Here is a 23,684-nt window from a genome sequence, read left to right as displayed (position 1 = left end):
CTCTACGCCGATATCGCCGGCTGGGCCCGGCTACGGCGTACACACCTCATGACGAGGAACACGGGGAACCTGGCGGCGTCCGGGCGGGTCGCCGCCCACTCCCGGGCGGGCTCGGGCTCGTCCATCTCGTCCAGCCACAGGCCGTGGCGGCGCAACGTGTTGAGGTACGTCGACAGCGTGCGGTGGTTGGCGCCCACCTGGCGGCGCAGGGTCGAGCGCTCGCCGTCGGCCCGCCACCAGCCCTCCGCGTGATAGCCGGCGTCGCCCGGCCAGGAGCCGGAGACGCCCTGCCCACCGGGGAAGCATGGGTGCAGGAGGGAGCAGGCGAACACACCTCCGGGCCGGAGCCCGCGGGCGGCGGTCGCGGCCGCGCCCTCGAGGTCGTCGATGTCGGACAGGCCGAACGCGCACACCACGGCGTCGAACGCTCCCACCCCGGAGGGCTCGATCGCGTCGAGCGTGCCGGGCTCGGTCGCGTCGGCGTGGACGTAGCCGATGCCGAGCGGGCTTTCGCGCTCGGCCTCCCGCGCCCTCTCGACCAGCGCCGACGAGAGGTCGACGCCCACGACAGCGGCCCCGCGGCGGGCGAGTGCGCGGCTGATCCGGCCGTGACCGCAGGCGACGTCCAGCACCCGGCGGCCCGCGAGCGGCCCCAGCAGGTCGAGCAGGCGCACGGACGCGGGGTCGTCGACGTCGTCGGGCCAGCCGGCCGCGTAGAAGCCGGCGACGTCGTCATAGCGGGCGGCCTTCGGCATGACGCCGACCCTACGCGCCGCCGCGGGGCGGGCCGAGAGATGTTCGTCGAGCGCGGAACGGTCTCCCGGCAAAGAATGTGCCACGGCAGCGCATGATTCCGGTGTGCAGCCCGCCGCCGCCTCTGCGGCCGATAGAAAGATCGGCTCCGGGGTCGAGCAGGCACGGCGGTCAACGCGGGGGTAGGAGATGGGCATGGCCCGGGTGGCGGCGGTCATCGCGCTGGCCGCGCTGGGCGGCGGCGCAGCCGCTCCGGCCGTGGCGGGCGGATCAGCGGCGGGCGGATCAGCGGCGGGCGGACCGGGGGTGGGCGGACCGCCCTGGGCGAGCGAACCACCGTCGGCGAGCCTGCGCATCGGGCAGGCCGCCGTTCCCGACCCGCTGGTCATCGGCGGTCAGGCCGTCTACACGGTGACCGTCACGAACGCGGGCGACACGGCCGCCGAGGCCGTGACCATCACCGGCACCCTCGACGAGCACGTGGCCCCCGGCCCTCTCCCCGACGGCTGCGTCCTCAACGGCCGGACCATCACCTGCGGCGGGCCGGCCCTGACGATCCCGGCGGGCCGGAGCGTGACGCGTGCGTTCCCTGTCGTGATCGACCCCGAACTCTCCGACGGCACGGCGCTGTCCAGCCGGGCCGAGGTCTCCGCGTCGGGCGCGCAGGGCGACTCCGCGCAGTTGGTCACCGAGGCCAGGGCCGCCAGGGCCGACGTCACGATCACCAAGGCGGCGACGCTCACCGCCGGCGGCGCCATCGCCTACGCGGTGACGGTCGTCAACGAGGGGCTCACGCCGGCGACCGGCGTGACGGTGCGCCATCCGGGCGGCGGCGCGACGATCGCCGACCGCCCGCCGGAGTGCCCTGGAGGCGGGCCCGCCCTCGTCTGCCCCCTCGGCACGCTCGCGCCGTCGGAGCGCAGGACGTTCATGTTCACCCTCGCGCCCGGCGAGCCCGGTCTGGTCAGGAACTGCGCCACGGTCAGCGCCGACGGCGACGAGGCGAACACCGCGAACAACCGTTCCTGCACCTCCACCGCCGTGGAACCCGTACGGGCGGCCACCACGGACGGGCCCGCCCCCGACGAGCCGGCCCCTGCCGCTCAGCCGTCGAAGGTCGAGGACCCGGAGCCGAGGCCCGAGCCGCGCGCGGCCGCCCCCGGCGAGCGGGCGGGCCGGCACGAGCACCGATCCGCGGCGCACGGCCGGGCGCCGCGCGCGGAAGGGCTCGAAGACCCGCGACCGCTCCCCATGACCGGCGTGTCGATCTGGGTGCTCGGTCTCGGGACGGCGGTGCTGCTGGCGATCGGCCTGCTCGTACGCTATTTCTCCCGCCGCGACCGGGCCAGCGGGATGCCCTGATTCCAGCCGCTGCGCGGCGCCAGCGCGTCGCGCGTCCACGTCCCGAGCACGAGCAGCGTCTTCGTGCCCGTCACGTCGCCGGCCCTGCGCAGCCTGTCGATGACCTGCTGGAGGTGCCCGAGGTCCCGCACCCGTACGTGGATCAGCGCGTCGGGGTCGCCGGCGATCGTGAAGACCTCCTGCACCTCGGGCACGTCGGTGGCCGTGCGGACGATCTCGCTGACCGGGGTGGTGCCGGGGTAGCGCAGCTCGGTGAACGCCTCGATGCCCCATCCGAGCTTGGCGTAGTCGATCTGCACGGTGAACCCGGTGATCACGCCCAGGTCCCTGAGCCGGTCGACGCGCCGCTTGACGGCGGCGACGGACAGGCCGACCCGCTCGGCCATCTCGGAGAACGTCCTGCGCCCGTCCTCCCGTAGCAGGCGCAGCACCTGGTGGTCGATGTCGTCGACGTCGGGCATGCGAGAACCTTCCCCCTGGGCGCAAACATCTTCGGACATGAGGCATGCTGACGTACATTGTTTGCGTCTTACGCGTGCTTTCTCATCTCATACTTGCGCATCGTGTGCCGCATTGCTGTGCTGGGGATCCCACGTACGAAGCCAGGAGGTCCGCATGAGCCCCAGCGAGACTCCCGCCCCCGTGTCACTCGACGACAAGTACGCGGCGCTCGACGGCCGGGTGCTCATCTCCGGCGTTCAGGCGCTGGTCCGCCTGACGCTGGAGCAGCGCAGGCTCGACCGGGCGCGCGGGCTGGACACGCGGGCGTTCGTGTCCGGTTACCAAGGGTCCCCGCTGGGCGGTGTGGACCTGGAGATGGGGCGGGCGTCGCGGTTCCTGGACGACATGGGCGTGGTGTTCAAGCCGGGCCTGAACGAGGAGCTGGCGGCCACGGCGGTGGCCGGCACGCAGCTGCTGGACCAGGTGCCGGGCCGCCGCCACGAGGGCGTGACGGGCTTCTGGTACGGCAAGAACCCCGGCCTCGACCGGGCCGCCGACGCCATCAGGCACGCCAACACGGCGGGCACGGCCCCGCTCGGCGGCGCGGTGGCCTGGATCGGCGACGACCCCGGCTGCAAGTCGTCCACGCTGCCCAGCACGTGCGAGCCGATGTGCCAGAGCCTGGCCATGCCGCTGCTCGCGCCCGGCTCGATCGCCGAGATCATCGAGTTCGGGCTGCACGCGGTGGCCCTGTCGCGCGCGACCGGGCTCTGGGCCGGGCTGAAGATCGTGGCCGACATCGCCGACGCGTCCGCCACGGTCGACCTCGGCCCGCTGCGCGAGCACATCCCGTTCCCGGACCGCGCCGCCCGCGCGTCGTCCCCGATCCTGCTGGGCGCGGCGGCGCTGGACGCCGAGCACGACCTGCTGACCCGCCGCCTCGACCTGGCCCGCGCCTACGCCCGTACGCACCGCCTGAACCGGGTGATGGCCGGCGAGGGCAACACCGCGCTGGGGATCGTCGCGTCCGGCACGACGTACGCGGTGGTCCTGCGGGCGCTGGCCGACCTGGGCCTCGACCGGTCCGCCCTGGACGACGCCGGGCTGCGGCTGATCCGGCTCGCGATGCCGTTCCCGCTCGACCACGCCGAGCTGGCCGCGATGACGTCCGACCTCGACCGGGTACTCGTGGTCGAGGACAAGGTGCCGTTCCTGGAGGGGCAGCTCAAGCAGGCCCTGTACGGCCGCGACCGGGTGCCGGCCGTGCTGGGCAGGGAGCTGCTGAGCGCCCGCGGCACCCTGAGCGCCGAGGACGTCGCCAAGGCCCTGGTCGCCTGCCTGGACCCCGGCCGGCTGCCCCGGGCCTCCGTCACCACCGGCCCGGCTGCGAAGAAACCGCGCCCCCTGCTCCCCCTGGTCGCCGCGCGCACGCCGTACTTCTGCTCGGGCTGCCCGCACAACACCTCCACCCGCACCTCCGACGGGACGCTCGTCGGCGTCGGCATCGGCTGCCACGCCATGATCGCGCTGGACGGGCACGGGCGCGGCACCCAGGTCGGCATCACCCAGATGGGCGGCGAGGGCGCCCAGTGGATCGGGCTTGCGCCGTTCACCGAGGACCGGCACTTCGTGCAGAACATCGGCGACGGCACCTTCCACCACTCCGGCTCGCTGGCGATCAGGGCGGCGGTGGCCGCCGGGGTGACGATGACGTACAAGCTGCTCTACAACGACGCCGTCGCCATGACCGGCGGGCAGCGCGCGGAGGGCCGGCTCGACGTGCCCACGCTCACGCGGGAGCTGGCGCTGGAGGGCGTACGCCGCGTCGTGGTCACCACGCCGGAGCCGGAGACGTACCGCGGGGTGCGGCTGGCGCCCATCGCATCCGTACGGCACCGCGACGACCTGCCCGAGGTCGAGAAGGAGCTGGCCGCGCTCGACGGCGTGACCGTGCTCATCCACGACGACCGGTGCGCCGCCGAGGAGCGGCGGCTGCGCAAGCGCGGCAAGCTGCCCACGCCCACCGAGAAGGTCGTGATCAACGAGCGGGTCTGCGAGGGCTGCGGCGACTGCGGCGACGTCTCGACCTGCCTGTCCGTGCAGCCGGTCGAGACCGAGTACGGCCGCAAGACCCGCATCCACCAGGCGTCCTGCAACACCGACCTGAGCTGCCTCAAGGGCGACTGCCCGTCGTTCCTGCTGGTCGAGCCGGGCACCAGGCGGCCGCACCAGGCTCCGGCGCCGCCCGCCGAACCGCCGGAGCCCGCCGTCCGGGTGGGCGACGACGTGCTCATCAGGATGCCCGGCATCGGCGGCACCGGCGTCGTCACCGTCTCGCAGATCCTGCAGATGGCGGCGCACCTCGACGGCCTGCACACGGCCGGGCTCGAGCAGACCGGGCTGGCGCAGAAGGGCGGGCCCGTGGTCAGCGACGTGCGGATCTCGCCGCGCCCGCTCGCGGGCTCCGTACGCGCCTCGCACCGCATGGCCGACGTGCTCATCGGGTTCGACCTGCTCGGCGCGGCGGCCGACGCCAACCTCGCCGTGGCCGCGCCCGAACGCACCATCGCCGTGCTGAACACCTCCGTCGTGCCCACCGCCGCCATGGTGACCGGCCGCGCGCCGGTGCCTGGACACGCCGGCGCGGTCGCCCGCGTCGAGCCTGCCGTCAAGGCCGTCGAGTGCGTGGCCGCCCACGAGCTGGCCGACGTCCTGTTCGGCGACCACATGCCGGCCAACCTGCTGCTGCTCGGCGCCGCCTACCAGCTCGGCTGCCTGCCGGTCTCGGCCGCGTCCATCGAGCGGGCCATCACCCTCAACAGGGCCTCCGTCGAGCAGAACCTCGCCGCCTTCCGCTGGGGCCGCACCGCCGTGTCCGACCCCGCCGCGGTGCGCGAGATCACGGCGCCCCCGCCCGTGCCGGAAGGATTCGACGAGGTGGTGGCCGCGCGCGCCGCCGACCTGACCGGCTACCAGAACGCGACGTACGCCCGCACGTACGCCCAGGACGTGCGCCGGGTGCGCGCCGCCGCGGTCCAGCGCGCCGGCAAGCAGGCGGGCACCGAGATCGCCCTCGCCTACGCCCGCGGCCTGCACAAGCTCATGGCCTACAAGGACGAGTACGAGGTCGCCCGCCTCCACCTCGACCCGGCCGAGCAGGAGCGGCGCGAGCGCGAGTTCGGCGCCGACGCGGCCGTGTCCGTGCTGCTGCACCCGCCGCTGCTGCGCGCGATGGGCATGAAGCGCAAGATCAGGCTGCGCCGCTCGGCCCCCGTGCTGTTCCGCGGGCTGCGGGCCGCGCGGGTGCTGCGCGGGACGGCGCTCGACGTGTTCGGCCAGGCCGAGGTACGCCGCGTCGAACGCGCGCTCGTCACCGAATATCGTGATCTGGTGCGCGCCGCCCTGTCCCGGCTCACCCCCGGCACGGCCGCCGCCGTCACCGAGATCGCGGGCCTGCCCGACCTGATCCGCGGGTACGAGGACATCAAGCTCGCCCGGGTCGCCGACTTCCGCGAGCGCGCCAGGACCGCCCTGGCGCGGCTGGACGAGCCCGCCCCGACCCAGGAGTGACCGTGACCGTCGACCGCCTGCTTCCCGACCAGGACGCCAAGGACCTCATCGACCTGACGCGCGAGATCGCCGACAAGGAGCTCGCGCGCCGCGTGGACGAGCACGAACGCGCCGAGACCTACCCCGACGGGCTGTTCGCCACGCTGGGCGGCGCGGGGCTGCTCGGGCTGCCGTACCCGGAGGAACTGGGCGGCGGCGGGCAACCGTACGAGGTCTACCTGCAGGTCATCGAGGAGCTGGCGATGCGGTGGGCGGCCGTCGCGGTCGCGACCAGCGTGCACACCCTCGCCTGCTTCCCCGTCCACGCCTACGGCACGCCCGAGCAGCGCGAGCGGTGGCTGCCCGACATGCTGGCGGGACGCGTCGTCGGCGGCTACAGCCTGTCGGAGCCGCAGGCCGGATCCGACGCCGGCGCCCTCACCTGCAAGGCGGAGCGGGTCGAGACCGGCTACCGGATCACCGGCAACAAGGCGTGGATCACCCACGGCGGCATCGCCGACTTCTACGCCCTGTTCGCCCGCACCGGTGAGGGGTCGCGCGGCATCTCCTGCTTCCTCGCCCCCGGGACCGCCGAAGGGCTCTCGTTCGGGCGCCCCGAGGAGAAGATGGGCCTGCACGCCGTCCCCACGACCAGCGCCCACTGGGACGGCGCCGTCCTGGACGCCGACCGGCTCATCGGCGAGGAGGGGCAGGGGCTGCAGATCGCCTTCAGCGCCCTCGACTCCGGCCGGCTCGGCATCGCCGCCTGCGCCACCGGCCTCGCCCAGGCCGCGCTCGACGAGGCCGTCGCCTACGCCAAGGAGCGGCAGACGTTCGGCAAGCGCATCATCGACCACCAGGGGCTCGGGTTCCTGCTCGCCGACATGGCGGCCGGGGTGGACAGCGCGCGGGCGACGTACCTCGACGCGGCCCGCCGCCGCGACGCGGGGCTGCCGTACGGCCGGCAGGCGAGCGTCGCCAAGCTGGTCGCCACGGACGCGGCGATGAAGGTGACGACGGACGCGGTGCAGGTGTTCGGCGGGTACGGGTACACGCGGGAGTTCAGGGTCGAGCGGTACATGCGCGAGGCCAAGATCATGCAGATCTTCGAGGGCACCAACCAGATCCAGCGAATGGTGATCAGCAGGCACTTGGCCAAGTAGCGTCCGAAATGCGGAGACCCGCTTCCTTGTGAAGGGAGGCGGGATTCGCCAGCTACGCGGCAGTGGTACACCACCACCCCCTCCGGCGCTGAAGTCGCCAGCAAAGAGATCCATGAGGTTTTACAAGGCAAGCCCTCTCTCATCGAGTTGGGCCACCTGATGTGGCGGATCGAGCACGACAGGGTGATGGATCGGGATGTGAGGGCCCTGGGTAAGGGTCTCAGTGAGGCTCGCCTCAGCTACGGGGGCAACGAGTACCGCCTGCACTACGCCGTGCTTACAGATGGTGAGCACCTACTGCTCGGCCTCAAGTTTCACAAGAAGGGCAGCAACGGAGCCCAGCAACGGGCCATCGAGACCGCCCGGGATCGGCCAGCCGAATGGCGAAGCAGAATATAAGGTAGACCCGATAAGGGGAGGTAGGCGTGGACCGCGACATCGCCGCACTGCTCGGCATCGATTCAGACGACCCCGAGGTTCAGCGTGAAAGCGCAGCAGTCGAGCGAGACATGCGTCTCATCGAGACCCTGGTCGGAGTGCGCAAGCAACTCGGTCTGACGCAGGCTGACGTGGCCGCGAAGATGGGGCGCAGTCAGCCCGCCGTGTCAGACTTTGAACGGGTTGGCGGAGATCCTCGCATGTCCACGATCCGCCGCTACGCATTCGCGATCGGCGCCGAAGTGTGTCACGTCGTGAAGACACCCGACGTAGTCCCTGACACCACATCGGCCGCTGCCCGCGTCGTTATGCATGGGCCCGCAGGGGTCATTGATGGAGCCCTCACCTGTGGGGCGGGAGCGCTGGAGCTGAAAAGGGCTGCCTCGTGATAGAAGGTTTTCTTGTCCTGAGTGACGCCGCGAGTACAGACGCGGCGACCGGGAAGATCAACGTACTCGGAGCGGGTTGGTCTGTAACAGGGCCTACGGTGCCGATGGCAGCCGTTGTCGGCTTCTTGCGAGCTCCATGGGAGGAAGTGCGACAGAAAATCCGCTTCGTTGTTCGCCTGCAAGACGAGGAGGGACAGCCCGTCCGCCCCTTCACCAAGGGAGACGGGGCGCTTTCTTTCAGCGGAGAGTTCGCACCTGACATCGATCAGGCGGAACCCGTGGCGAGGCGAGTCCCGTTGAACGTTAGCTTCGCCATCCCCATTCCACCGTTGCCTCTAACCGCTGGCCATGTCTATGAGTGGAGCCTGGCGGCGAACGATGTCGAGGTCGCTTCCGTGAGCTTCGTCGTCAGAGCCGAAGCACCTACGAATGGTGCACGACAGGGAAAAACAGATGAGGCTCGCATCTCAGGTTCTAACGTCGGGTAACGGACCGCTGCCGGCATACGCCCTTGGAAGCCGATCAAGGTGTACGAGCGGCGGAGACGTGCCGCTTGACTGCGTAGTCGACAAGATCTGCTCGTCGAGATGATCGGCCCCAAGGGATGGAGCCGTGAGGCACGGGTGGCCTGGCTGGCCTGGACCTGCGTCGTCGCGGGTTTCTTTCTGGTCGATCTCGCCATCGACTACTTCTTCGAGGATCCAGGACAGATCACGGTGATCTACCTGACGATGCGCCCCCTGGCATACGCGGCCTTCTGGCTGGTCGGGGTCCTCGTGATCGAACGGGTCATGCGCTCCAAGTGATCGGACGGCTCACGTGTCGAGCGCGGACCGCTCTTACCCCTGCCCTGTGGCGCGATCAGGGCAAAGACCCCGAAAGGATCAGAGACTGTTGGTGCTCGGTTCCTGTTGACCCCGAATCTGAGTGCATCGAGAGAGGTCTTCGATGCCGCCGCCTTCCGGGATCATGCCCCAGAGGAACGGGACCAGGTAGTGAGGGGCTTCGCCCAGGAGCGCGGCCAGGTCGTCCTCGGCGACGGTGAGGGTGAAGGGTGAGCCCGGTTGCTCCGGGTTCCATCCCTGGTCGCGGGCCCTCCTGATGCATCCGGCGACGAGGACGGGACGGATCGCGATGGTTCGCTCCCCCAGCCAGTTGTCCGGCCGGGCGCAGGGAAGTGACACTATTAGAACGCCTCCCGGATCGTCGGCTCGCTCGACGGCGAAGCGGAGCGGGGTCCAGCCGTTGCCCTGGCAGTAGGTCGGCTTGTGGCGGACCCGCCAGCGGAAGACGGTGCCATCGACGGTGATGAGCCGCGAGCCCTTCTTCGGCATCGCCACGTGCGCCTCCTGCTCGGCTTGTTCCGTCGCTGTTTCGTGGGAGCACCGGAATCAGCGAGAACTGATGTGACTCGCCCGCAAGCGTACGCGCTGCTCGCCGTCCACAGGTGGGAGCGCTTCAGCGGTGCCCGGAAAAGACTTCCCGAGCAGATCCAGCGCCTGGTGATCAGCCGTCACCTGGCCAGGTGGCCTCTGAGATGATCACGGAACCGCGCGTTGAGCCCTGTTCGGGCGCAGGGCCTACGCTGGCTCGGATGATGAGGAATCGGACCTACCGCGTCGTCGACGGGGAGCGGATCGAGGGATACTTGCGGCCGATCTTCATTCGGAACGGCGGCGACTACTACCTGACCGATCTGAAGGTCTTCGCGGACGGTGCGATCTTCTTCTGGGAGTGGGGCGACCTCGACGGGCTCCGCGCGAAGCTCGAGGCCGGCTGGGTGGCGACGGCTCTCGAGGAGGGCGCCTGGGCGAGCGCGCATGATCTGGCACGCTGGCGGTTCGGCGAGGTCGTCTCCTGGACCACGGCCGAGGAACTGCTCGGGGAGGTCGTCGACGCGATCGACCGCCTGAACGGGCGTCCGGATTCCACGGACCGGTGCGTCGCGGCGGCGCTGCGCTATGTCGGCTCGCGCTCGGAGACCGACCGGATCGTGCTGCGCGATGCCTACCTGGCGATCCCGGCGCATCACCGGATCTACGCGCTCGGCGACATGGACGCCCGCGACATTCCGCTGCGCCTGCTCATCTCGGAGGCGGGCGAGACCTGGGACGAGTACGTGTTCTTCGAGTTCGAGGACGGCAGTGAGGCGTTGGACGAGGGCGGCGTCGTCACCGAGGACGGCCGGCGCGGGGCGTTCCGGTACTTCGCGGACTGGCGGGCGCCGCATCCGGCCGCGGAGGCGCCGCGGGAGGCCGACGGGTCCGCCGAGGCCGGATCGCCGACCGTGCACCTCAACTACGGCCGTCCCGTGGATCCGCGTGCGCACGGGCTGCGCAACGAGTTCCCGGCCGTGATCGAGGTCGCCGATGTTCTCTATCCGACGGTCGAGCACGCCTACTGGGCTCTGTCCACCGACGACGAATCCCTGCGCGAGCGCATCCGTACGGCGCCGGACTCCCAGGCGGCGCGTGCCATCGCGGTCGGGGCCGAGCGGCGGCCGCGTTGGGCGGACGTGCGTCTCGCGGTCATGGCCGATCTGCTGCGCGCGAAGTTCGTCCAGCATCCGGACCTGGGCGAGGTGCTCCTGGCCACGGGTGACGGGCGTCTCCATTACGGCTCCGCCAGTTCGCAGTTCTGGGACATCCGCGACTCTGCCGGGCGCAACTGGATGGGCCGGCTTCTCGAACTGGTTCGTGCCGAGCTCGTGGCCGGGCGGATCGGCTTGCGGCTCTGACCTCTCCCCTCAGCAGTGCGGAAGGCCCCGGTAGCGCGAATCAAACCCGTGGCGACGTCGGTGATCATTCCGTGAGAATGACCGGCATGGATGAGGTCGAGGTCGTCGTCGCCCATCGCCAGTGCGCGACCCTGCGTGTCGGCGACGTGTTCTTGAAGATCGACTCCGATCAGCGGCGTAGCGACGTCGAGGTCGAGGCGATGGCCAGGGCGCCGATCCCGACTCCGGAGGTCCTGTGGCGCAGGCCGCCCGTGCTCGCGCTCGCCGCGCTCCGGGGGACGGCGCTCGGCCGTCTCGGCGAGCCGTCGACCGCGTCGCGTGCGGCGTGGCGTGCGGCGGGCGCCGCCGCACGGACGTTGCACGACGCGCCGCTGCCGCCGTGGCCCGGCCGGAGCCTCGACGAGATCGCCTCGCGCCTCGACGGCGAATGCGAGTTGCTCGTCACGAACGGTGTCCTTCCCGCCGACCTGGTCACGCGCAACCGTGAGATCGCCGAGGCCGCGCTCCGGCCGCGGACCCCGGTGTTCGCGCACGGTGACCTGCAGATCACCCACGTGTTCGTCGACGGTGACGAGATCACCGGCGTGATCGACTGGACCGAGGCGGCCCCGGGGGACGCCCTGTACGACCTCGCCGTCCTGACCCTCGGGCACGAGGAGCGCCTGGGCGACGTCATCGCCGGCTACGGCGCCCCCGTCGACGTCGACGTGATCCGCGCGTGGTGGTCGTTGCGAAGCCTGCTGGCGATCCGCTGGCTGTTCGAGCACGGCTTCGACCCTGCCGCACCCGGCTGCGAGGTCGACGTGCTGAAAGCCCGGATGTGAGGCCGCACGCCCGGCGGCGGGTGGCCGATCAGGGGAGGTGGATCGGTGCGCCCGGGCCCACCGGCAGGCCGGCGAAGTAGAAGATGGCCAGCACGCCGGCCCACACCAGGCCGAACGCGGGCACGAACGGCAGGAGCCGGGACACCAGCGTGCCGAGTTTGAGGTCGGGCTCGTACTTCTGCGACGCGGCGAGGATGAAGTACAGGAAGATGTGCATCGGGGAGATCGCCTGGGTGATCGAGTCGCCGATGCGGTGGGTGGCCTGGATGATCGCCGGTGACAGCCCGAGCAGCATCAACGCCGGCACCATCACCGTCGACTCCAGCGACCACAGGCCGGAGCCCGAGGTGATCACCAGGTTCAGCACGGTGGACAGCAGCATGAGGAAGACCAGCGCGGGGAATCCGACGAGCCCGACGGCCTGCGCGGTGTTCGCCAGCTCCACCGCGAGGAAGGTGGCCAGCCCGCTCCAGGAGAGCACGCTCAGCGTCTGGGCCACGATGAAGATGAGCGTGATGAACCCGCCCATCTCCTTGATCGCCGTGGTCATCATCGTGTACAGGTTGCGGTCTTCCTTGGCCAGCCCGACCGCCCGGCCGTACGTGTAGCCGAACAGGAAGAACACCAGCGCGATGATCGGCACCAGGTTGCTCAGCAGCGGCGAGGGGATCAGCGAGCCGCCGGGGCCGCGCAGCGGGCTGCCCGGGATGAGCCAGGCCAGCACGACCAGCGCCAGGAAGCCGGCCACCGCGAGCCCGCTGGCCAGCAGTGCCCGCCGTTCCCGCGGCGTCACCTCGACGCTCGCGCCGTCCTGGCCCGCGTCGGTGGTGGTCGCCGGCAGCCGCGGTTCGAGCACCCGGGAGATCAGCAGCCCGCCGACGATCGGCAGGATCAGCCCGGCCGCGGCGCCGAAGTAGTAGTTCATGGCGATGTTGGTGGTGTAGCCGCCGGCTCCCGGCAGCAGGGCGGCGGCCTTCTCGGTGATGCCCGCCAGGCTCGCGTCCAGCGTGCCCATCAGGAGGCCGCCGGCGTACCCGGTGCCGAGGCAGGCGTAGGCGCCGATGAGGCCGGCGAGCGGATGCCGTCCGACGGCGCGGAACACCAGTGCCGCGAGCGGCGGGATGACCAGGAACGACGCGTCCGACATCACGTGCCCCTGGCAGGCGACGAAGGCCACCACGTAGGGCACCATCGAGCGAGGCACCCGGTAGAAGGCCAGGCGCACGGCGGCTTCCAGCGCGCCGGTGCCCTGCGCCACGCCCACTCCGAGCACCACGGTCAGCACGGGGCCGAGCGCCGGGAACTCGACGAAGTTGTCCACCGCCGAGTCGAGCAGCTGCACCAGGCCCTCGCCCGACAGCACGCTCTTGACCGGCGTCACCTCGGCCGCGCCGGGCAGCCGCACCGTGGCGCCGAGGGCGGCCGCGATCGACGAGGCGAGCGCGATCAGGACGAACAGCCCGAGGAACATGACGAACGGGTTGGGCAGCCTGTTGCCGAGCCGTTCGACTCCGCCCAGTATCCGGTCAAGGGTCGTGGGTTGCCCGGTCTTCAGCATGAGGGGATCCTTCGTCGGCCAGGGGGTGGCTCTCTTCGCTGTGCGATTTGCGAAAGTATGGCCAGCACAGTCATGGAGACCGGTTGATGGCCGGAAACCGTCATAAGGTACGGCTTCTCTGCAGGTATCGGTCAGGTCCCGATGAGCGCGCTCCCGCGGGAACCGTGCTCTCCCAGCGCCCACAGGTCCAGCGGAGTCGTCGACGACCAGCGGCCGACCGGGTCGAGGACGCGCCCGTACAACTTGACCTGGCGGAGCACCATCTGCCGGTCCACGATCGTGGCGTGCGGGAAGTCGTGGCGCAGCCGGGTGACCAGCCCGTGCAGGTCGGCCACGCTGTGCAGGCCCACGGTGAGCATGAGGTTGTTGGGCCCGGCGATCGCCGCGCAGGTGCGCGTCTCCGGCCAGCGCAGGAGCTGCTCGCCGGTGCGTTCGAGGTGGTCGTCCGGCATCGAGAGCCACAACACCGCCGAGTTGTGCCAGCCCGCCAGCCGCCTGGCCAGGTCGCAGCGGAAGGTGATGTCGCCGACCGCGACCAGCCGGTTGACCCGGCGTTGCACCGTGCGGGCGGACAGCCCGAGTTCGGCTTCCAGCTCGGCGAAACTGCGCCGCCCGTCCACGCTGAGCGCGACGAACAGGCGGCGGTCGATCTCGTCCATCGGCCGCGTCACCGCGGGCGTGGTCTTCGCCGGTCGCAGCCGGCCGGCCTGGTGCTGGTTCAGCACGCGCAGCCGCCATCGCCTGCTCAGGTCGAACGCACGGGTCGCGATGTGGGTGCGCACCCTCGCCACCCCGGGCTGCTGGGGCAGCCGGCGCAGGAGGTATTCGGACAGGCTGACCAGGTCGGGGGCGATCGCGATCGTCCACAGGTCGTAGGAACCGGCGATGTGCTGAACGGTGATCATGTGGGGTTGCCGCGCCAGCTCCGCGGCGACCTCGCCGGCGGCGCCCGCCTCGCAGGTCAGCTCCAGGAAGGCCACGCTCATGGTGTGCAGCTGGCGCTGGCCGAGGGCGACCGTGCACCACGCGAGCCGATCGTCCACCAGCCGTTTCCAGCGCCGGGCCGCGGTGGCCGGGTCCATGCCCAGCACGGCGCCGACCTCGGCCCAGGGCGCTCGGGGATTGACCTGGAGCGAGTCGATCAACTCCAGATCGTTCTCCCGCAACATGGCGGATTGCATGATGATAATGCTCCCTGAATGTCGGATTCATGCAGTGTAGGTCTAGGTCAAGCCAGATCGCGAAGATTGTTGGGTGAATGACCTACTGTTGCGCGGCGCCCGCGTGGTGGATCCAGAGACAGGGCTGGACGCGGTCCGCCACGTCGCCATAACGGGCGACAAGATCACGTCAGTGTCCGAGGTGCCGGTGCCCGCCCGGCGCGAACTCGACGTGTCCGGCCGCGTGCTCGCGCCCGGCTTCATCGACCTGCACAGCCATGCGCAGACCGTGGGCTCGTTGCGGATGCAGGCCCTGGACGGGGTGACCACGGCCCTGGAGCTGGAGTCGGGCGCGGCACCGGTACGGACGGCGTACCGGCGGGCGAGCGACGAGGGCCGCCCCGTCAACTTCGGCTACTCCGCCTCCTGGGCCATGGCGAGGATGAAGGTGTTCGACGGCGCCGAGCCGGACGGCGGGTGGGAGAGCTTCGCCGCCCTGTGCGCGGGCCCGCACTGGCGCGACCGGGCCACCGCCGCCCAGCTCGACCTGACGCTGGCCGAGCTGGAAGCGCAGTTGCACGAAGGCGCGCTGGGCATCGGGGTGCTGCTGGGCTACGCCCCTCAGACCGGGCGGATGGAGTACGTTCGCGTCGCGCGCCTGGCCGAGCGCTACGACGTGCCGACGTTCACCCATGCCAGGTTCAAGAACCCGGACGACCCGGGAACCGCGCTGGAGGGGATCGCCGAGGTGGTCGCCGCGGCGGCGGGCACGGGTGCGCACATGCATCTGTGCCACATCAACAGCACCTCGTTGCGCGCGATCGACGAGATCGGCGCGGTGGTCGCCGGGGCGCGCCGGCACGGGCTGAAGGTGTCCACCGAGGCATACCCCTACGGCGCGGGGATGACCACCATCGGCGTGCCGTTCCTGTATCCGGAGAATCTGCCCAGGCTCGGCATCACGCCGAGCGATCTCGTCGTCGCCGCCACCGGCGAGCGGCCGAAGGACGCCGAGCGCCTGCGCGAGATCCAGCGCACCGACCCGGGCGCGATGGCCGTCATCCACTACCTGAACGAGGACGACCCGGCGGACTGGTCGGTGCTGGAGCGCGCGCTGCTGCTGCCCGACACCGCGGTCGCCTCCGACGCGATCCCGTTCGCGGCCCCCGACGGCCGGCTGATCACCGACACGTGGCCGTTGCCGCCCGGAGCGGCCGGTCACCCGCGCACGAGCGGGACGTTCTCCCGGTTCCTCGCGACGATGGTGCGGGGCACCGGCCACCTGTCGCTGCTTGAGGCGGTACGGCGCTGCACCCTGCAGCCCGCCGAGGTGCTGTCCTCGGTGGCGCCGCAGTTCCGGCGCAAGGGCCGGGTGCAGGCGGGCGCGGATGCCGACCTCGTGGTGTTCGACCTCGACGGGGTGTCCGACCGGTCGACCTACGCCGAGCCCGGGCGCCCCTCGACCGGTGTCGACCATCTGCTCGTCGGCGGCGAGTTCGTCGTGCGCGACGGCGAGCTGCTGCCGGACGCGATGCCCGGCAAGGCTGTGAAGGGAAGGCTGGCATGACAGGGCCGGTGACGCTGGCGGACATCCGCGCCGCCGCCGAACGGATCTCCGACACGGCGGTGCGCACCCCGCTGGTGCCGTTCGCCCCGGCGGTTCCAGGACGGCCGCTGTGGATCAAGCCGGAGTCGTTGCAGCCGACGGCGGCCTTCAAGCTGCGCGGCGCCTACAACAAGATCAAGCAGTCGCTGTCCGAGGCCCGCGAGCGGGGCGTGGTGGCGCACTCCAGCGGCAACCACGCGCGCTCCGTGGCCTGGCTGGCGCAGCGGCTCGAGCTGCGCGCGGTGATCGTGATGCCGGACACCGCGCCCCCGAACAAGGTCGACGCGGTACGGGCGCTGGGCGCCGAGGTCGTGCTGGTGCCGCCGAGCGAGCGCGACACCCATGGGTTCGTGCTCGCCGAGAAGTACGGTTACCTGCCGGTGCCGCCGTTCGACGATCCGGCGGTCGTGGCCGGCCAGGGCACGGTGGGCCTGGAGATCATGGAGGACCTTCCCGGCGCTGACGTGGTGCTGGTGCCGGTCAGCGGGGGCGGGCTGGCCGCCGGGGTGGCGACCGCCGTCAAGGCGCTGCGGCCGGAAACCCTGGTGGTCGGCGTGGAACCGGACCTGGCCTCGGATGCGGCGCAGAGCCTGCGCGAGGGCCGGCGCGTCGCGTGGGAACCCGAGCGGACGTACCGGACCGTGGCCGACGGCCTGCGTACCACCGGCCTCGGCGTGGTGCCGTGGGAGCAGATCCGCCGCCATCTGGACGAGATCGTGACCGTCAGCGAGGAGCAGATCCTGGACGCCGTACGGCGCCTGGCGGTGGACGCCAGGCTCGTCGCCGAACCCAGCGGCGCGGTGACCTTCGCCGCCTACCTCGCCGGGCACACGACCGGCAGGCACGTGGCCATCCTCAGCGGCGGTTCGGTGAATCCCGAGCTGCTCGCGCGCGTACTGACCAGGCCCGACCGCCAGGAGGCTCCTCATGACCGCTGATCCGAACCACCCGTACAGCCCGGCCACGGTCGCCTGCGGGCTGGTCTTCGTCTCCGGCTCGCTGCCGCTGCGGGAGGACGGCACCGTGGTGGCCGGCGGCCGGGCGGCGCTGGACGCGGCCGCGGACACCATGCGGCGGCGGATGGCCACGGTGGGGGCACGGGTGGAGGACGTGGTGAAGCTGACCTATTTCGTCACCGACATGGCCCTGCGCGACGTGGCCAACCAGCAGTTCCTCGACCTCTGGCCCGAGCCGAGGCCCGCCCGCACCGTCGTCGGGGTGTCCGAACTGCCCTACGGCAGCCAGGTGGAGATCGACGCGGTGGCGAAGGCGCCCTGACCGGCGCTCACGCCATGGCCGGTTCAGGCGGTGGCGAAGCGGGTGAGCACCGCCTCGGGACGGACGAGGGGCAGCGCCCGCCGGAACATCCGGTAGTAGGCCAGTTCCTCCTTGGTCCGCAGCTCGATGCCGGACTCCTGGACCGCCGCGGCCAGCTCGCCGTCGCCCACGCGCCCCTCGAAGTGCGGCGTCAGCAGGTCCTTGGCGCCGCTGCCGGTGCCGAACTGCACCTTGCGCCGCCACAGCAGCCGTTCGGGCAGCCAACCGGTGAACGCGCGGCGCAGGTGTCCCTTCTCCATGCCGCCGGGCTCCAGCGACTTGAGCTCGGGCGGCAGGGACATGGCGTGCGCGATGACGTCCGCGTCGAGGAAGGGGACACGGGCCTCCAGGCCGTGCGCCATCGTGACGCGGTCGCAGCGCTGGAGGTTGAGCCCGTGCAACTGGCCGAGGGTGCGCTCCAGCTCGGCCTCCAGCCGGCCGGGCGCCGCGTGGCCGCGGTGGTAGTAGTCGTAGCCGGCGAACAGCTCGTCGGCCCCTTCCCCGGTCAGCACCGCCTTGACGTGCCGGGAGGCCAGCTCGGACAGGAACCAGTTGGGTACGGCGCTGCGGATCAGGCTGGCGTCGAACGACTCCACCGAGGTCACCACCCGGTCCACGACGGAGACGGCCCGGTCGGCGTCGAGAAGGGTCTCGTGGTGCTCGGTGCCGAGGAACTCCGCCACCTCGCGGGCCGCCAGCAGGTCGGGCGAGCCGGGGGTCCCGACGGCGAACGTCTTCAGCCGTTCGCCCTTCGAGCCGTACTCGGCGGCGGCGACGGCCGCGACGATGCTGGAGTCGAGGCCGCCCGAGAGGAACACGCCGACGTCCACGTCCGCCATCAGGTGCCGGACGATCGAGCCGGCCAGCACCTCGCGGGTGGCCGACTCGGCGTCGGCGGCGGGGACGCCGTCCCACCGGCGCGTGCGGCCCCGTGGCACGGCCCCGGCGAAGCGCACCAGGCCGGTCTCCGGCGTCCAGTGACACCCGGGCGGGAACGCCTCGGCGGCGGCCTGCGCCTCGGGCGGGATGGCCCGCAGCTCGGAGGCGAAGTGCACGCGGCCGGCGGTACGCGCCCAGTACAGCGGCTTGATGCCGAGCGGGTCCCGGGCGGCGACGAACCGGCCGTCGGGCGCGGCGGCGCACAAGGCCCACATCCCCTGGAGGCGCTCCAGCGCGTCCGGCCCGTGCATCCGCAGCAGCACGAGCGCCGGCTCGCTGTCGGAGGCGGTGGCGAACCACTCCTGCCCGAGGCTCTTGCGGAGGTCGGTGTGGTTGTAGATCTCCCCGTTGCAGACCAGCGACCAGCCGTCCGGCGCGGCCATCGGCTGCCTTCCCCCCGCGAGGTCGACGATGGACAGCCGGGTGTGCCCTAGCCACGCCCGCTCGCCGACGAGCCGGTCGTCGATGTCGTCCGGGCCGCGGTGCGTGATGCGGGAGAGCATCCATTCGCCCGCGGCGCGGGTATGGAGGGGGTCGGTTCCGGTCTGTTCGCTGTAGAGAGCCGCGATGCCACACATAACATTCGAACGTAGTCCCGGCCGGCCGTCATCGACAAACCCTCGCGCGAGGAGCTCCCCCGGCCCGGCTTCCGTAAGCTGAGGGTGTGTCCCCCGCACTGATCCTGCTCGACGGCGTCCGCTGGCGGGGTGCCCGCGTGGTCGGTGATCGCGCGCACACCCTGCTGGCCGTGCTCGCCCTGCACGGGCGGGCAGGGGCCAGTGACGAGCGCCTGGTCGAGGAGTTGTGGCCCGACGAGGCGCCGGCCAACCCGACGAAGGCCCTGCAGGTGGTCGTCTCGCGGACCAGGGCGGCGACCCGCGCCGACGTCGTGGTGCGGGTCCGGCGCGGTTACCGGCTCGGGCTGGCCGCCGACCAGGTGGACGCGCTGCTGCTCGGCACGCTGGTGGAGCAGGCACGGGCCGCGCTGGCCCAGGACGACATGGCGCTCGCGGTCCGCCGCGCGGAGGAGGCCATGAGTCTGGCGGCCGGCGGCGTGGACGGCGCCACGGGCGCGGTGGGAGCGCCGCCTGGCGGACCGGTTCGCCCTGCTGCGTGGCGGGAACCGTACGGCCCCCGACCGGCACCGGACGCTGCTCGCGGTCATCGACTGGTCGTGGAACCTGCTGGGCGAGCAGGAACGGCGCGCGTTGCGGTGGTTGTCGCTCTTCGGCGACGGCTTCACGCTGGCCGCGGCGGAGCACGTCCTCGGCCAGGACGCCCTGGGCGCCGTGGACGCGCTGACCCAGCAGTCGATGCTGAGCGTCCGCGAGACGGCGTACGGCCTGCGCTACCGGATGCTGGAGACCGTCAGGGAGTTCGGGCGGATGCGGCTCAAAGAGGCCGGCGAGGAGGCGTCCGCACGGGCGGCGCAACTGGCCTGGGCGACGGCATACTCCGAGGAACACGCCTCCGCCCTGTTCGGCCCGGCGCAGTTCGCGGCGGCGGACGCGTTGCGGGCCGAGGAGAGCAACCTCGCCGATCTGCTCAGGAGGGCCCTCGGCGAGCCCGATCCCGCCACGGCGGTCCGGTTGCTGGTCGGCGCCGGTGCGCTGTGGTCGATCCGCGGCGATCACGTCAGGATCCTCGTGCACCTGGACGCGATCACCGACGTGGTCGGCGGCTGGGCGCCGCCGCCGGACCTCGTCGAGGCGACCAGGGTCGCCGTTCTGATCACGCTGATGAACTCCATGATCATCACCGACCGCCGCGGCGACCCGCTGCGCGACCTCCTGCGCAGGCTGCCCGCCAGCGACGCGACCGATCCCCGCGTGGCGGCGATGGCAGCGGTGGTGCTGGCGAGCGCCGACGGCGACGACGTACGCCCCCGGCTGGAGGAGTTGCGCGGGAGCGCCGACCGTGACGTGGCCCTGGCGGCGGCGCAGGCGAGCGTGCACGTCCTGGAGAACGCGGGGGACCTGACCGGGGCGACCGAGGCCGCGGAACAGACCCTGGCGATGCTCCACGACGACGAAGGCCCGTGGATCGCCGCGACCATGCATGCCGTGCTGGCTCACCTGGCCACGCACCTCGGCGACCACCGGCGGGCTGTCGGGCACGCGCGCACCGCCATCCCGGCGCTGAGCCGGCTGGGCGCCGTCGACGACGAGACCCAGCTCCGCGCGGTGCTGCTGACCTCGGCGCTGGCCGACGGCGAGGTCGGCGCCGCGGAGGCCGAGCTCGCCAGGATCGTCCGGATCAACGACAACGAGGCGGTGCTGGGCGGGGTCGCGCTCGTGTCGCTGTGCGCGGCCGAGCTCGCCCTCGCCCGGGGCGAGACGGCCGCCGCGCTCGCGGAATACCGCCGGGCCGTCCAGCGGGCGCGCGACCTGCGGCCGCCCGGGGTGCCGCGCACGGACACCACTCCTTGGACGATCGTCGCGGAATCGGTCGCCCTGACGGCGTACGCGTACCACGCCGGGCCGGACGACGTCCGCTACGGCGAGGAGCTGTTCGCCGCCGTGCGGGGCCACGACCCGCTGGCCGGGTCCTCCCCCGTGCTCGACTTCCCGCTGTGCGGCTCGATGCTCTTCGCGCTCGGCGCGTGGGGGCTGCTGCGGGAGGTGACGTCCCCCCGCGACGCGATCAGGCTGCTGGTGCTGGCCGAGCGTTTCTCGTTCAACAGCGGCATGCCGACCATGGCCTTCGAGCGGATCGAGCCGCACGCGGAGCGGGCCGCGCCGGGCGTGATCGCCGCCGTGCGGGCCGGATACGGCGGCCGGCGCGGCTCCGACCTGCTCGACGAGGCCCGCAGGCAGGTCGAGCAGGTGTCCGGCCGCGACGGCGGCGGTCACATGTGCCGCTTGTAGCTCCGCACCGACAACGGCGCGAAGATCGCGATGACGATCAGGCAGGCCAGGAGCGTCCAGGCCACCTCTCCGCTGACCAGGGCGCTGTTGGCGAGGTCGCGGGCGGCCGTGACCAGGTGGGAGACCGGGTTGACCCGGACGAACGCGGCCAGCCAGCCGGGCAGGGTCTCGACGGGGACGAACGCGTTCGACAGGAACGTCAGCGGGAACAAGATCATCATGGAGATGCCCTGCACGGCCTGGGCGCTCCTCGCGATCGTGCCGATCCACGTGAACACCCACGCCAGCGACCAGCCCGTGAAGATCGCCAGCAGGATCGCGGCGAGCACGCCGCCCGCGCCGCCGCCCGGACGGTAGCCCATCACCAGGCCCATGCCGAAGGTCAGCGTGGCCGCGATCGTGTAGCGCAGGAGGTCGGCCACCATCGGCCCGGCGAGCGGCGCGATCCGGGCGATCGGCAGCGACTTGAACCGGTCGAAGACGCCCTTCTCCATGTCCTCGCGCAGTTGCGTGCCGGTGGCCATGCACGTCGTCAGCACGGTCTGGGCGAGGATGCCGGGGATCATGAGGGGGAGGTAGCTTCCCACGTCGCCGGAGATGGCGCCGCCGAAGATGTAGGCGAACATCGCGGTGAACAGGATGGGCTGCAGCGCCACGTCGAAGAACTGCTCCGGGTTGCGCACCATCTTCTTGAGCGCCCGCCACGCCATCGTCATGGTCTGGCCGATCGTCTCCCCCATGGTGACGCGCCGCCGGGCGGCCGCCACGCGGTCGGCGGCGCGGACCATCTCGTGGGCGGGAGCCAGCGTGGTGGTCATCGGGTCTCCTCCGTTCCGTGGCCGGTGAGGGCGAGGAACACCTCGTCCAGGCTGGGCTTGGCCACGCTCACCGAGGAGATCGACACCCCCGCGGTACGCAGCGCGATCAGCACGTCGCCGGCCAGGTCGGCCTGGCCGAGTGCGACGTTGAGGCGGCCCCGCTCCGGGCTGAGCACCGGATCGGAGCCGAGGACGCGCCGCACCACCTCCACGGCGGCGGGCACCTCGTCCGGCTCGGCGAGCAGCAGCTGGAGTGCGGAGTCGCCCACCGCGCTCTTCAACTCGTCGGGAGTGCCCTCGGCGACCTTGCGGCCGTGGTCGATGACGGCGACGCGATCGGCCAGCTGGTCGGCCTCGTCCAGATACTGCGTGGTCAGCAGCACCGTGCACCCTTGGGCGACCAAACCGCGGATGGTGTCCCACATCTGGCCGCGCGTACGCGGATCCAGCCCCGTGGTCGGCTCGTCGAGGAAGATCAGCGGTGGCCTGGTGATCAGGCTGGCCGCCAGGTCGAGGCGCCGGCGCATGCCGCCGGAGAACTGCGCGATGGCCTTGTCGGCGGCCTCCTCCAAGCCGAAGCGTTCCAGCAGTTCGGCGGCGACGCGCCGGGCGCGTGGCGCCGCGACGCCCTGCAGGCGGCTGAACAGCCAGAGATTCTCGCGGGCCGTCAGGTTCTCGTCGACCGACGCGTACTGTCCGGTGACGCCGATCAGCTGGCGGATCACGTGCGGGTTGCCGCCCACGTCGACGCCGAAGATCTCGGCGCGGCCCGCGTCGATCGTCAGCAGGGTGGCCAGCATCCGGAGCATGGTGGTCTTGCCGGCGCCGTTCGGGCCGAGGACGCCGAAGATCTCACCGGCGCGTACGTGCAGGTCGATCCCGTCGACGGCACGGTGCTCGCCAAACGCCTTGACCAGCCCTTCCGTGCGTACGGCCGGTTCCGTGCCCCCGCCGGGGGCCGGGCCGCCGCCGGTGCGGCCGAGTTCTGTGATGCTCATGGCCTCACTCTGGGCGGCGGCGGTTTCACGGCGCCCTCGACCGGGTTTCACCGGTTGCGGGAGGACCCTCCGGGAGTGCGGTCAGGCGGTCTCACCGGGGCGGGACGGTGTGTGGGGCGGGAGGCCGAGGCTGGCGCGGATGGCCTGCTGGACCGTGGTCTTGCCGGCGCGGGCGTCGACCGTCATGACGTACTCCTTGCGCCGGAACAGCTCCAGCACCGGATCGATCTTGGTGTGGTAGTCGCGCAGCCGTCTGGCCAGGGCGTCGGGGGTGTCGTCGGTCCGGGTGACGAGTTCCCCGCCGCACACGTCGCACCGCCCCTCGGTCGAGGGCCGGTGCGCGATCAGGTTGTAGTCCATCCCGCAGCGCGAGCACAGCCGCCGGGCGAGGACGCGCCGGCGTACCTCCTCGTCCGGCAGGTCGAGATGGATCACACCGTCGATGTCGTAACTCTCCAGGAAGAACTCCGCCTGGCGGCGGTTGCGCGGGAATCCGTCGATGATGAACCCGTAATTCCAGTCGTGCAGATGGAGCCGGTCGCTGACGACGTCCTCCACCAGGTCGTCCCCCACCAGTTCCCCCGCCGCGACGAGGCGGCGCACCTGGGCGCCGAGCTTGGTGTGGTTCTTGACGTGCCAGCGGAAGATGTCGCCCACGCTGATGTGCACCAGGTCGAGGTCGCCGGCGAGCAGGGCGCTCTGGGTGCCCTTGCCGCTCCCCTGCACGCCCATGATCACATATTTCCGCATGTCACACTTCCCGGG

Annotated in this window: 20 protein-coding genes; 11 read left to right on the top strand and 9 right to left on the bottom strand. The window is 71.7% G+C overall.

Annotated elements, in window-relative coordinates:
- Positions 1 to 2 precede the first annotated feature (2 nt).
- Complete coding sequence (locus ABGB14_RS02720; protein WP_347641899.1) at positions 3 to 755, bottom strand: class I SAM-dependent methyltransferase; 753 nt, start codon at positions 753 to 755, stop codon at positions 3 to 5.
- 193 nt (positions 756 to 948) lie between these two features.
- On the opposite strand from ABGB14_RS02720, the gene ABGB14_RS02715 reads away from it, so the two are divergent.
- Entirely contained in the window at positions 949 to 2,115 is a 1,167-nt protein-coding gene (locus ABGB14_RS02715; protein ID WP_347641898.1) for a hypothetical protein, read from the top strand.
- Here the strand turns inward: ABGB14_RS02715 and ABGB14_RS02710 are convergent.
- Positions 2,076 to 2,576, bottom strand: a complete 501-nt coding sequence (locus tag ABGB14_RS02710; RefSeq protein WP_132508840.1) for an Lrp/AsnC family transcriptional regulator — start codon at positions 2,574 to 2,576, stop codon at positions 2,076 to 2,078. The two genes, ABGB14_RS02715 and ABGB14_RS02710, sit on opposite strands and share 40 nt — an antisense overlap.
- A gap of 154 nt (positions 2,577 to 2,730) precedes the next feature.
- On the opposite strand from ABGB14_RS02710, the gene ABGB14_RS02705 reads away from it, so the two are divergent.
- From ABGB14_RS02705 to ABGB14_RS02690, 4 genes are all read left to right on the top strand, one after another.
- On the top strand, positions 2,731 to 6,126 hold the full coding sequence (locus ABGB14_RS02705; protein ID WP_347641897.1) for an indolepyruvate ferredoxin oxidoreductase family protein: 3,396 nt from the start codon (positions 2,731 to 2,733) through the stop codon (positions 6,124 to 6,126).
- A gap of 2 nt (positions 6,127 to 6,128) precedes the next feature.
- Positions 6,129 to 7,268 (top strand): acyl-CoA dehydrogenase family protein, encoded by a 1,140-nt coding sequence (locus tag ABGB14_RS02700; RefSeq protein ID WP_347641896.1) that lies wholly within the window; start codon positions 6,129 to 6,131, stop codon positions 7,266 to 7,268.
- 425 nt (positions 7,269 to 7,693) lie between these two features.
- On the top strand, positions 7,694 to 8,095 hold the full coding sequence (locus tag ABGB14_RS02695; protein ID WP_347641895.1) for a helix-turn-helix transcriptional regulator: 402 nt from the start codon (positions 7,694 to 7,696) through the stop codon (positions 8,093 to 8,095).
- Positions 8,096 to 8,682: 587 nt separating this feature from the next.
- Positions 8,683 to 8,901 (top strand): hypothetical protein, encoded by a 219-nt coding sequence (locus ABGB14_RS02690; RefSeq protein WP_347641894.1) that lies wholly within the window; start codon positions 8,683 to 8,685, stop codon positions 8,899 to 8,901.
- A 78-nt stretch (positions 8,902 to 8,979) separates the two neighbouring features.
- On the opposite strand, the gene ABGB14_RS02685 is transcribed toward ABGB14_RS02690, so the two are convergent.
- A complete protein-coding gene (locus tag ABGB14_RS02685; RefSeq protein WP_347641893.1) occupies positions 8,980 to 9,435 on the bottom strand; it encodes a hypothetical protein in 456 nt (151 codons plus the stop codon).
- 254 nt (positions 9,436 to 9,689) lie between these two features.
- Here ABGB14_RS02685 and ABGB14_RS02680 point away from each other — a divergent pair, with 254 nt between their 5' ends.
- Entirely contained in the window at positions 9,690 to 10,832 is a 1,143-nt protein-coding gene (locus ABGB14_RS02680) for an NADAR family protein (protein ID WP_347641892.1), read from the top strand.
- Positions 10,833 to 10,918: 86 nt separating this feature from the next.
- Positions 10,919 to 11,656 carry a phosphotransferase gene (locus ABGB14_RS02675; protein ID WP_347641891.1) on the top strand — a complete coding sequence of 246 codons (738 nt, stop codon included), beginning with the start codon at positions 10,919 to 10,921 and terminating at the stop codon, positions 11,654 to 11,656.
- Positions 11,657 to 11,684: 28 nt separating this feature from the next.
- Here the strand turns inward: ABGB14_RS02675 and ABGB14_RS02670 are convergent, their stop codons facing one another.
- Together ABGB14_RS02670 and ABGB14_RS02665 are read right to left on the bottom strand one after the other, a co-directional pair.
- Complete coding sequence (locus tag ABGB14_RS02670) at positions 11,685 to 13,214, bottom strand: AbgT family transporter (RefSeq protein ID WP_347641890.1); 1,530 nt, start codon at positions 13,212 to 13,214, stop codon at positions 11,685 to 11,687.
- A gap of 131 nt (positions 13,215 to 13,345) precedes the next feature.
- On the bottom strand, positions 13,346 to 14,395 hold the full coding sequence (locus ABGB14_RS02665) for an Lrp/AsnC family transcriptional regulator (protein WP_347641889.1): 1,050 nt from the start codon (positions 14,393 to 14,395) through the stop codon (positions 13,346 to 13,348).
- A 73-nt stretch (positions 14,396 to 14,468) separates the two neighbouring features.
- On the opposite strand from ABGB14_RS02665, the gene ABGB14_RS02660 reads away from it, so the two are divergent.
- From ABGB14_RS02660 to ABGB14_RS02650, 3 genes are read left to right on the top strand one after another with little or no spacing between them, the layout of a single operon-like run.
- Complete coding sequence (locus ABGB14_RS02660; protein WP_347641888.1) at positions 14,469 to 15,941, top strand: amidohydrolase family protein; 1,473 nt, start codon at positions 14,469 to 14,471, stop codon at positions 15,939 to 15,941.
- Positions 15,938 to 16,918, top strand: coding sequence for a threonine/serine dehydratase (locus tag ABGB14_RS02655; RefSeq protein ID WP_347641887.1), 981 nt, complete (start codon positions 15,938 to 15,940; stop codon positions 16,916 to 16,918). The genes ABGB14_RS02660 and ABGB14_RS02655 overlap by 4 nt, the downstream gene beginning before the upstream one ends.
- Positions 16,908 to 17,258, top strand: a complete 351-nt coding sequence (locus tag ABGB14_RS02650) for a RidA family protein (protein ID WP_347641886.1) — start codon at positions 16,908 to 16,910, stop codon at positions 17,256 to 17,258. Before ABGB14_RS02655 ends, ABGB14_RS02650 begins: the two co-directional genes overlap by 11 nt.
- Before the next feature lie 23 nt (positions 17,259 to 17,281).
- On the opposite strand, the gene asnB is transcribed toward ABGB14_RS02650, so the two are convergent.
- Positions 17,282 to 18,814 carry an asparagine synthase (glutamine-hydrolyzing) gene (asnB, locus tag ABGB14_RS02645; RefSeq protein ID WP_347641885.1) on the bottom strand — a complete coding sequence of 511 codons (1,533 nt, stop codon included), beginning with the start codon at positions 18,812 to 18,814 and terminating at the stop codon, positions 17,282 to 17,284.
- Between the two features lie 630 nt (positions 18,815 to 19,444).
- Here asnB and ABGB14_RS02640 point away from each other — a divergent pair.
- On the top strand, positions 19,445 to 21,103 hold the full coding sequence (locus ABGB14_RS02640) for a hypothetical protein (protein ID WP_347641884.1): 1,659 nt from the start codon (positions 19,445 to 19,447) through the stop codon (positions 21,101 to 21,103).
- On the opposite strand, the gene ABGB14_RS02635 is transcribed toward ABGB14_RS02640, so the two are convergent.
- The 3 genes from ABGB14_RS02635 to ABGB14_RS02625 all read right to left on the bottom strand — a co-directional run bounded on the left by ABGB14_RS02635 (position 21,085) and on the right by ABGB14_RS02625 (position 23,669).
- Positions 21,085 to 21,921: an ABC transporter permease gene (locus ABGB14_RS02635; RefSeq protein WP_347641883.1), complete on the bottom strand. Its 837-nt coding sequence runs from the start codon at positions 21,919 to 21,921 to the stop codon at positions 21,085 to 21,087. The genes ABGB14_RS02640 and ABGB14_RS02635 overlap by 19 nt on opposite strands.
- Positions 21,918 to 22,919 carry an ATP-binding cassette domain-containing protein gene (locus ABGB14_RS02630; RefSeq protein WP_347641882.1) on the bottom strand — a complete coding sequence of 334 codons (1,002 nt, stop codon included), beginning with the start codon at positions 22,917 to 22,919 and terminating at the stop codon, positions 21,918 to 21,920. Before ABGB14_RS02630 ends, ABGB14_RS02635 begins: the two co-directional genes overlap by 4 nt.
- 81 nt (positions 22,920 to 23,000) lie before the next feature.
- Positions 23,001 to 23,669: a nucleoside monophosphate kinase gene (locus ABGB14_RS02625; RefSeq protein ID WP_347641881.1), complete on the bottom strand. Its 669-nt coding sequence runs from the start codon at positions 23,667 to 23,669 to the stop codon at positions 23,001 to 23,003.
- Positions 23,670 to 23,684 lie beyond the last annotated feature (15 nt).

It is taken from the genome of Nonomuraea sp. B10E15 (genome assembly GCF_039871615.1).
Taxonomy (GTDB): domain Bacteria; phylum Actinomycetota; class Actinomycetes; order Streptosporangiales; family Streptosporangiaceae; genus Nonomuraea.
This window is presented reverse-complemented; position numbering and strand designations above follow the sequence as displayed.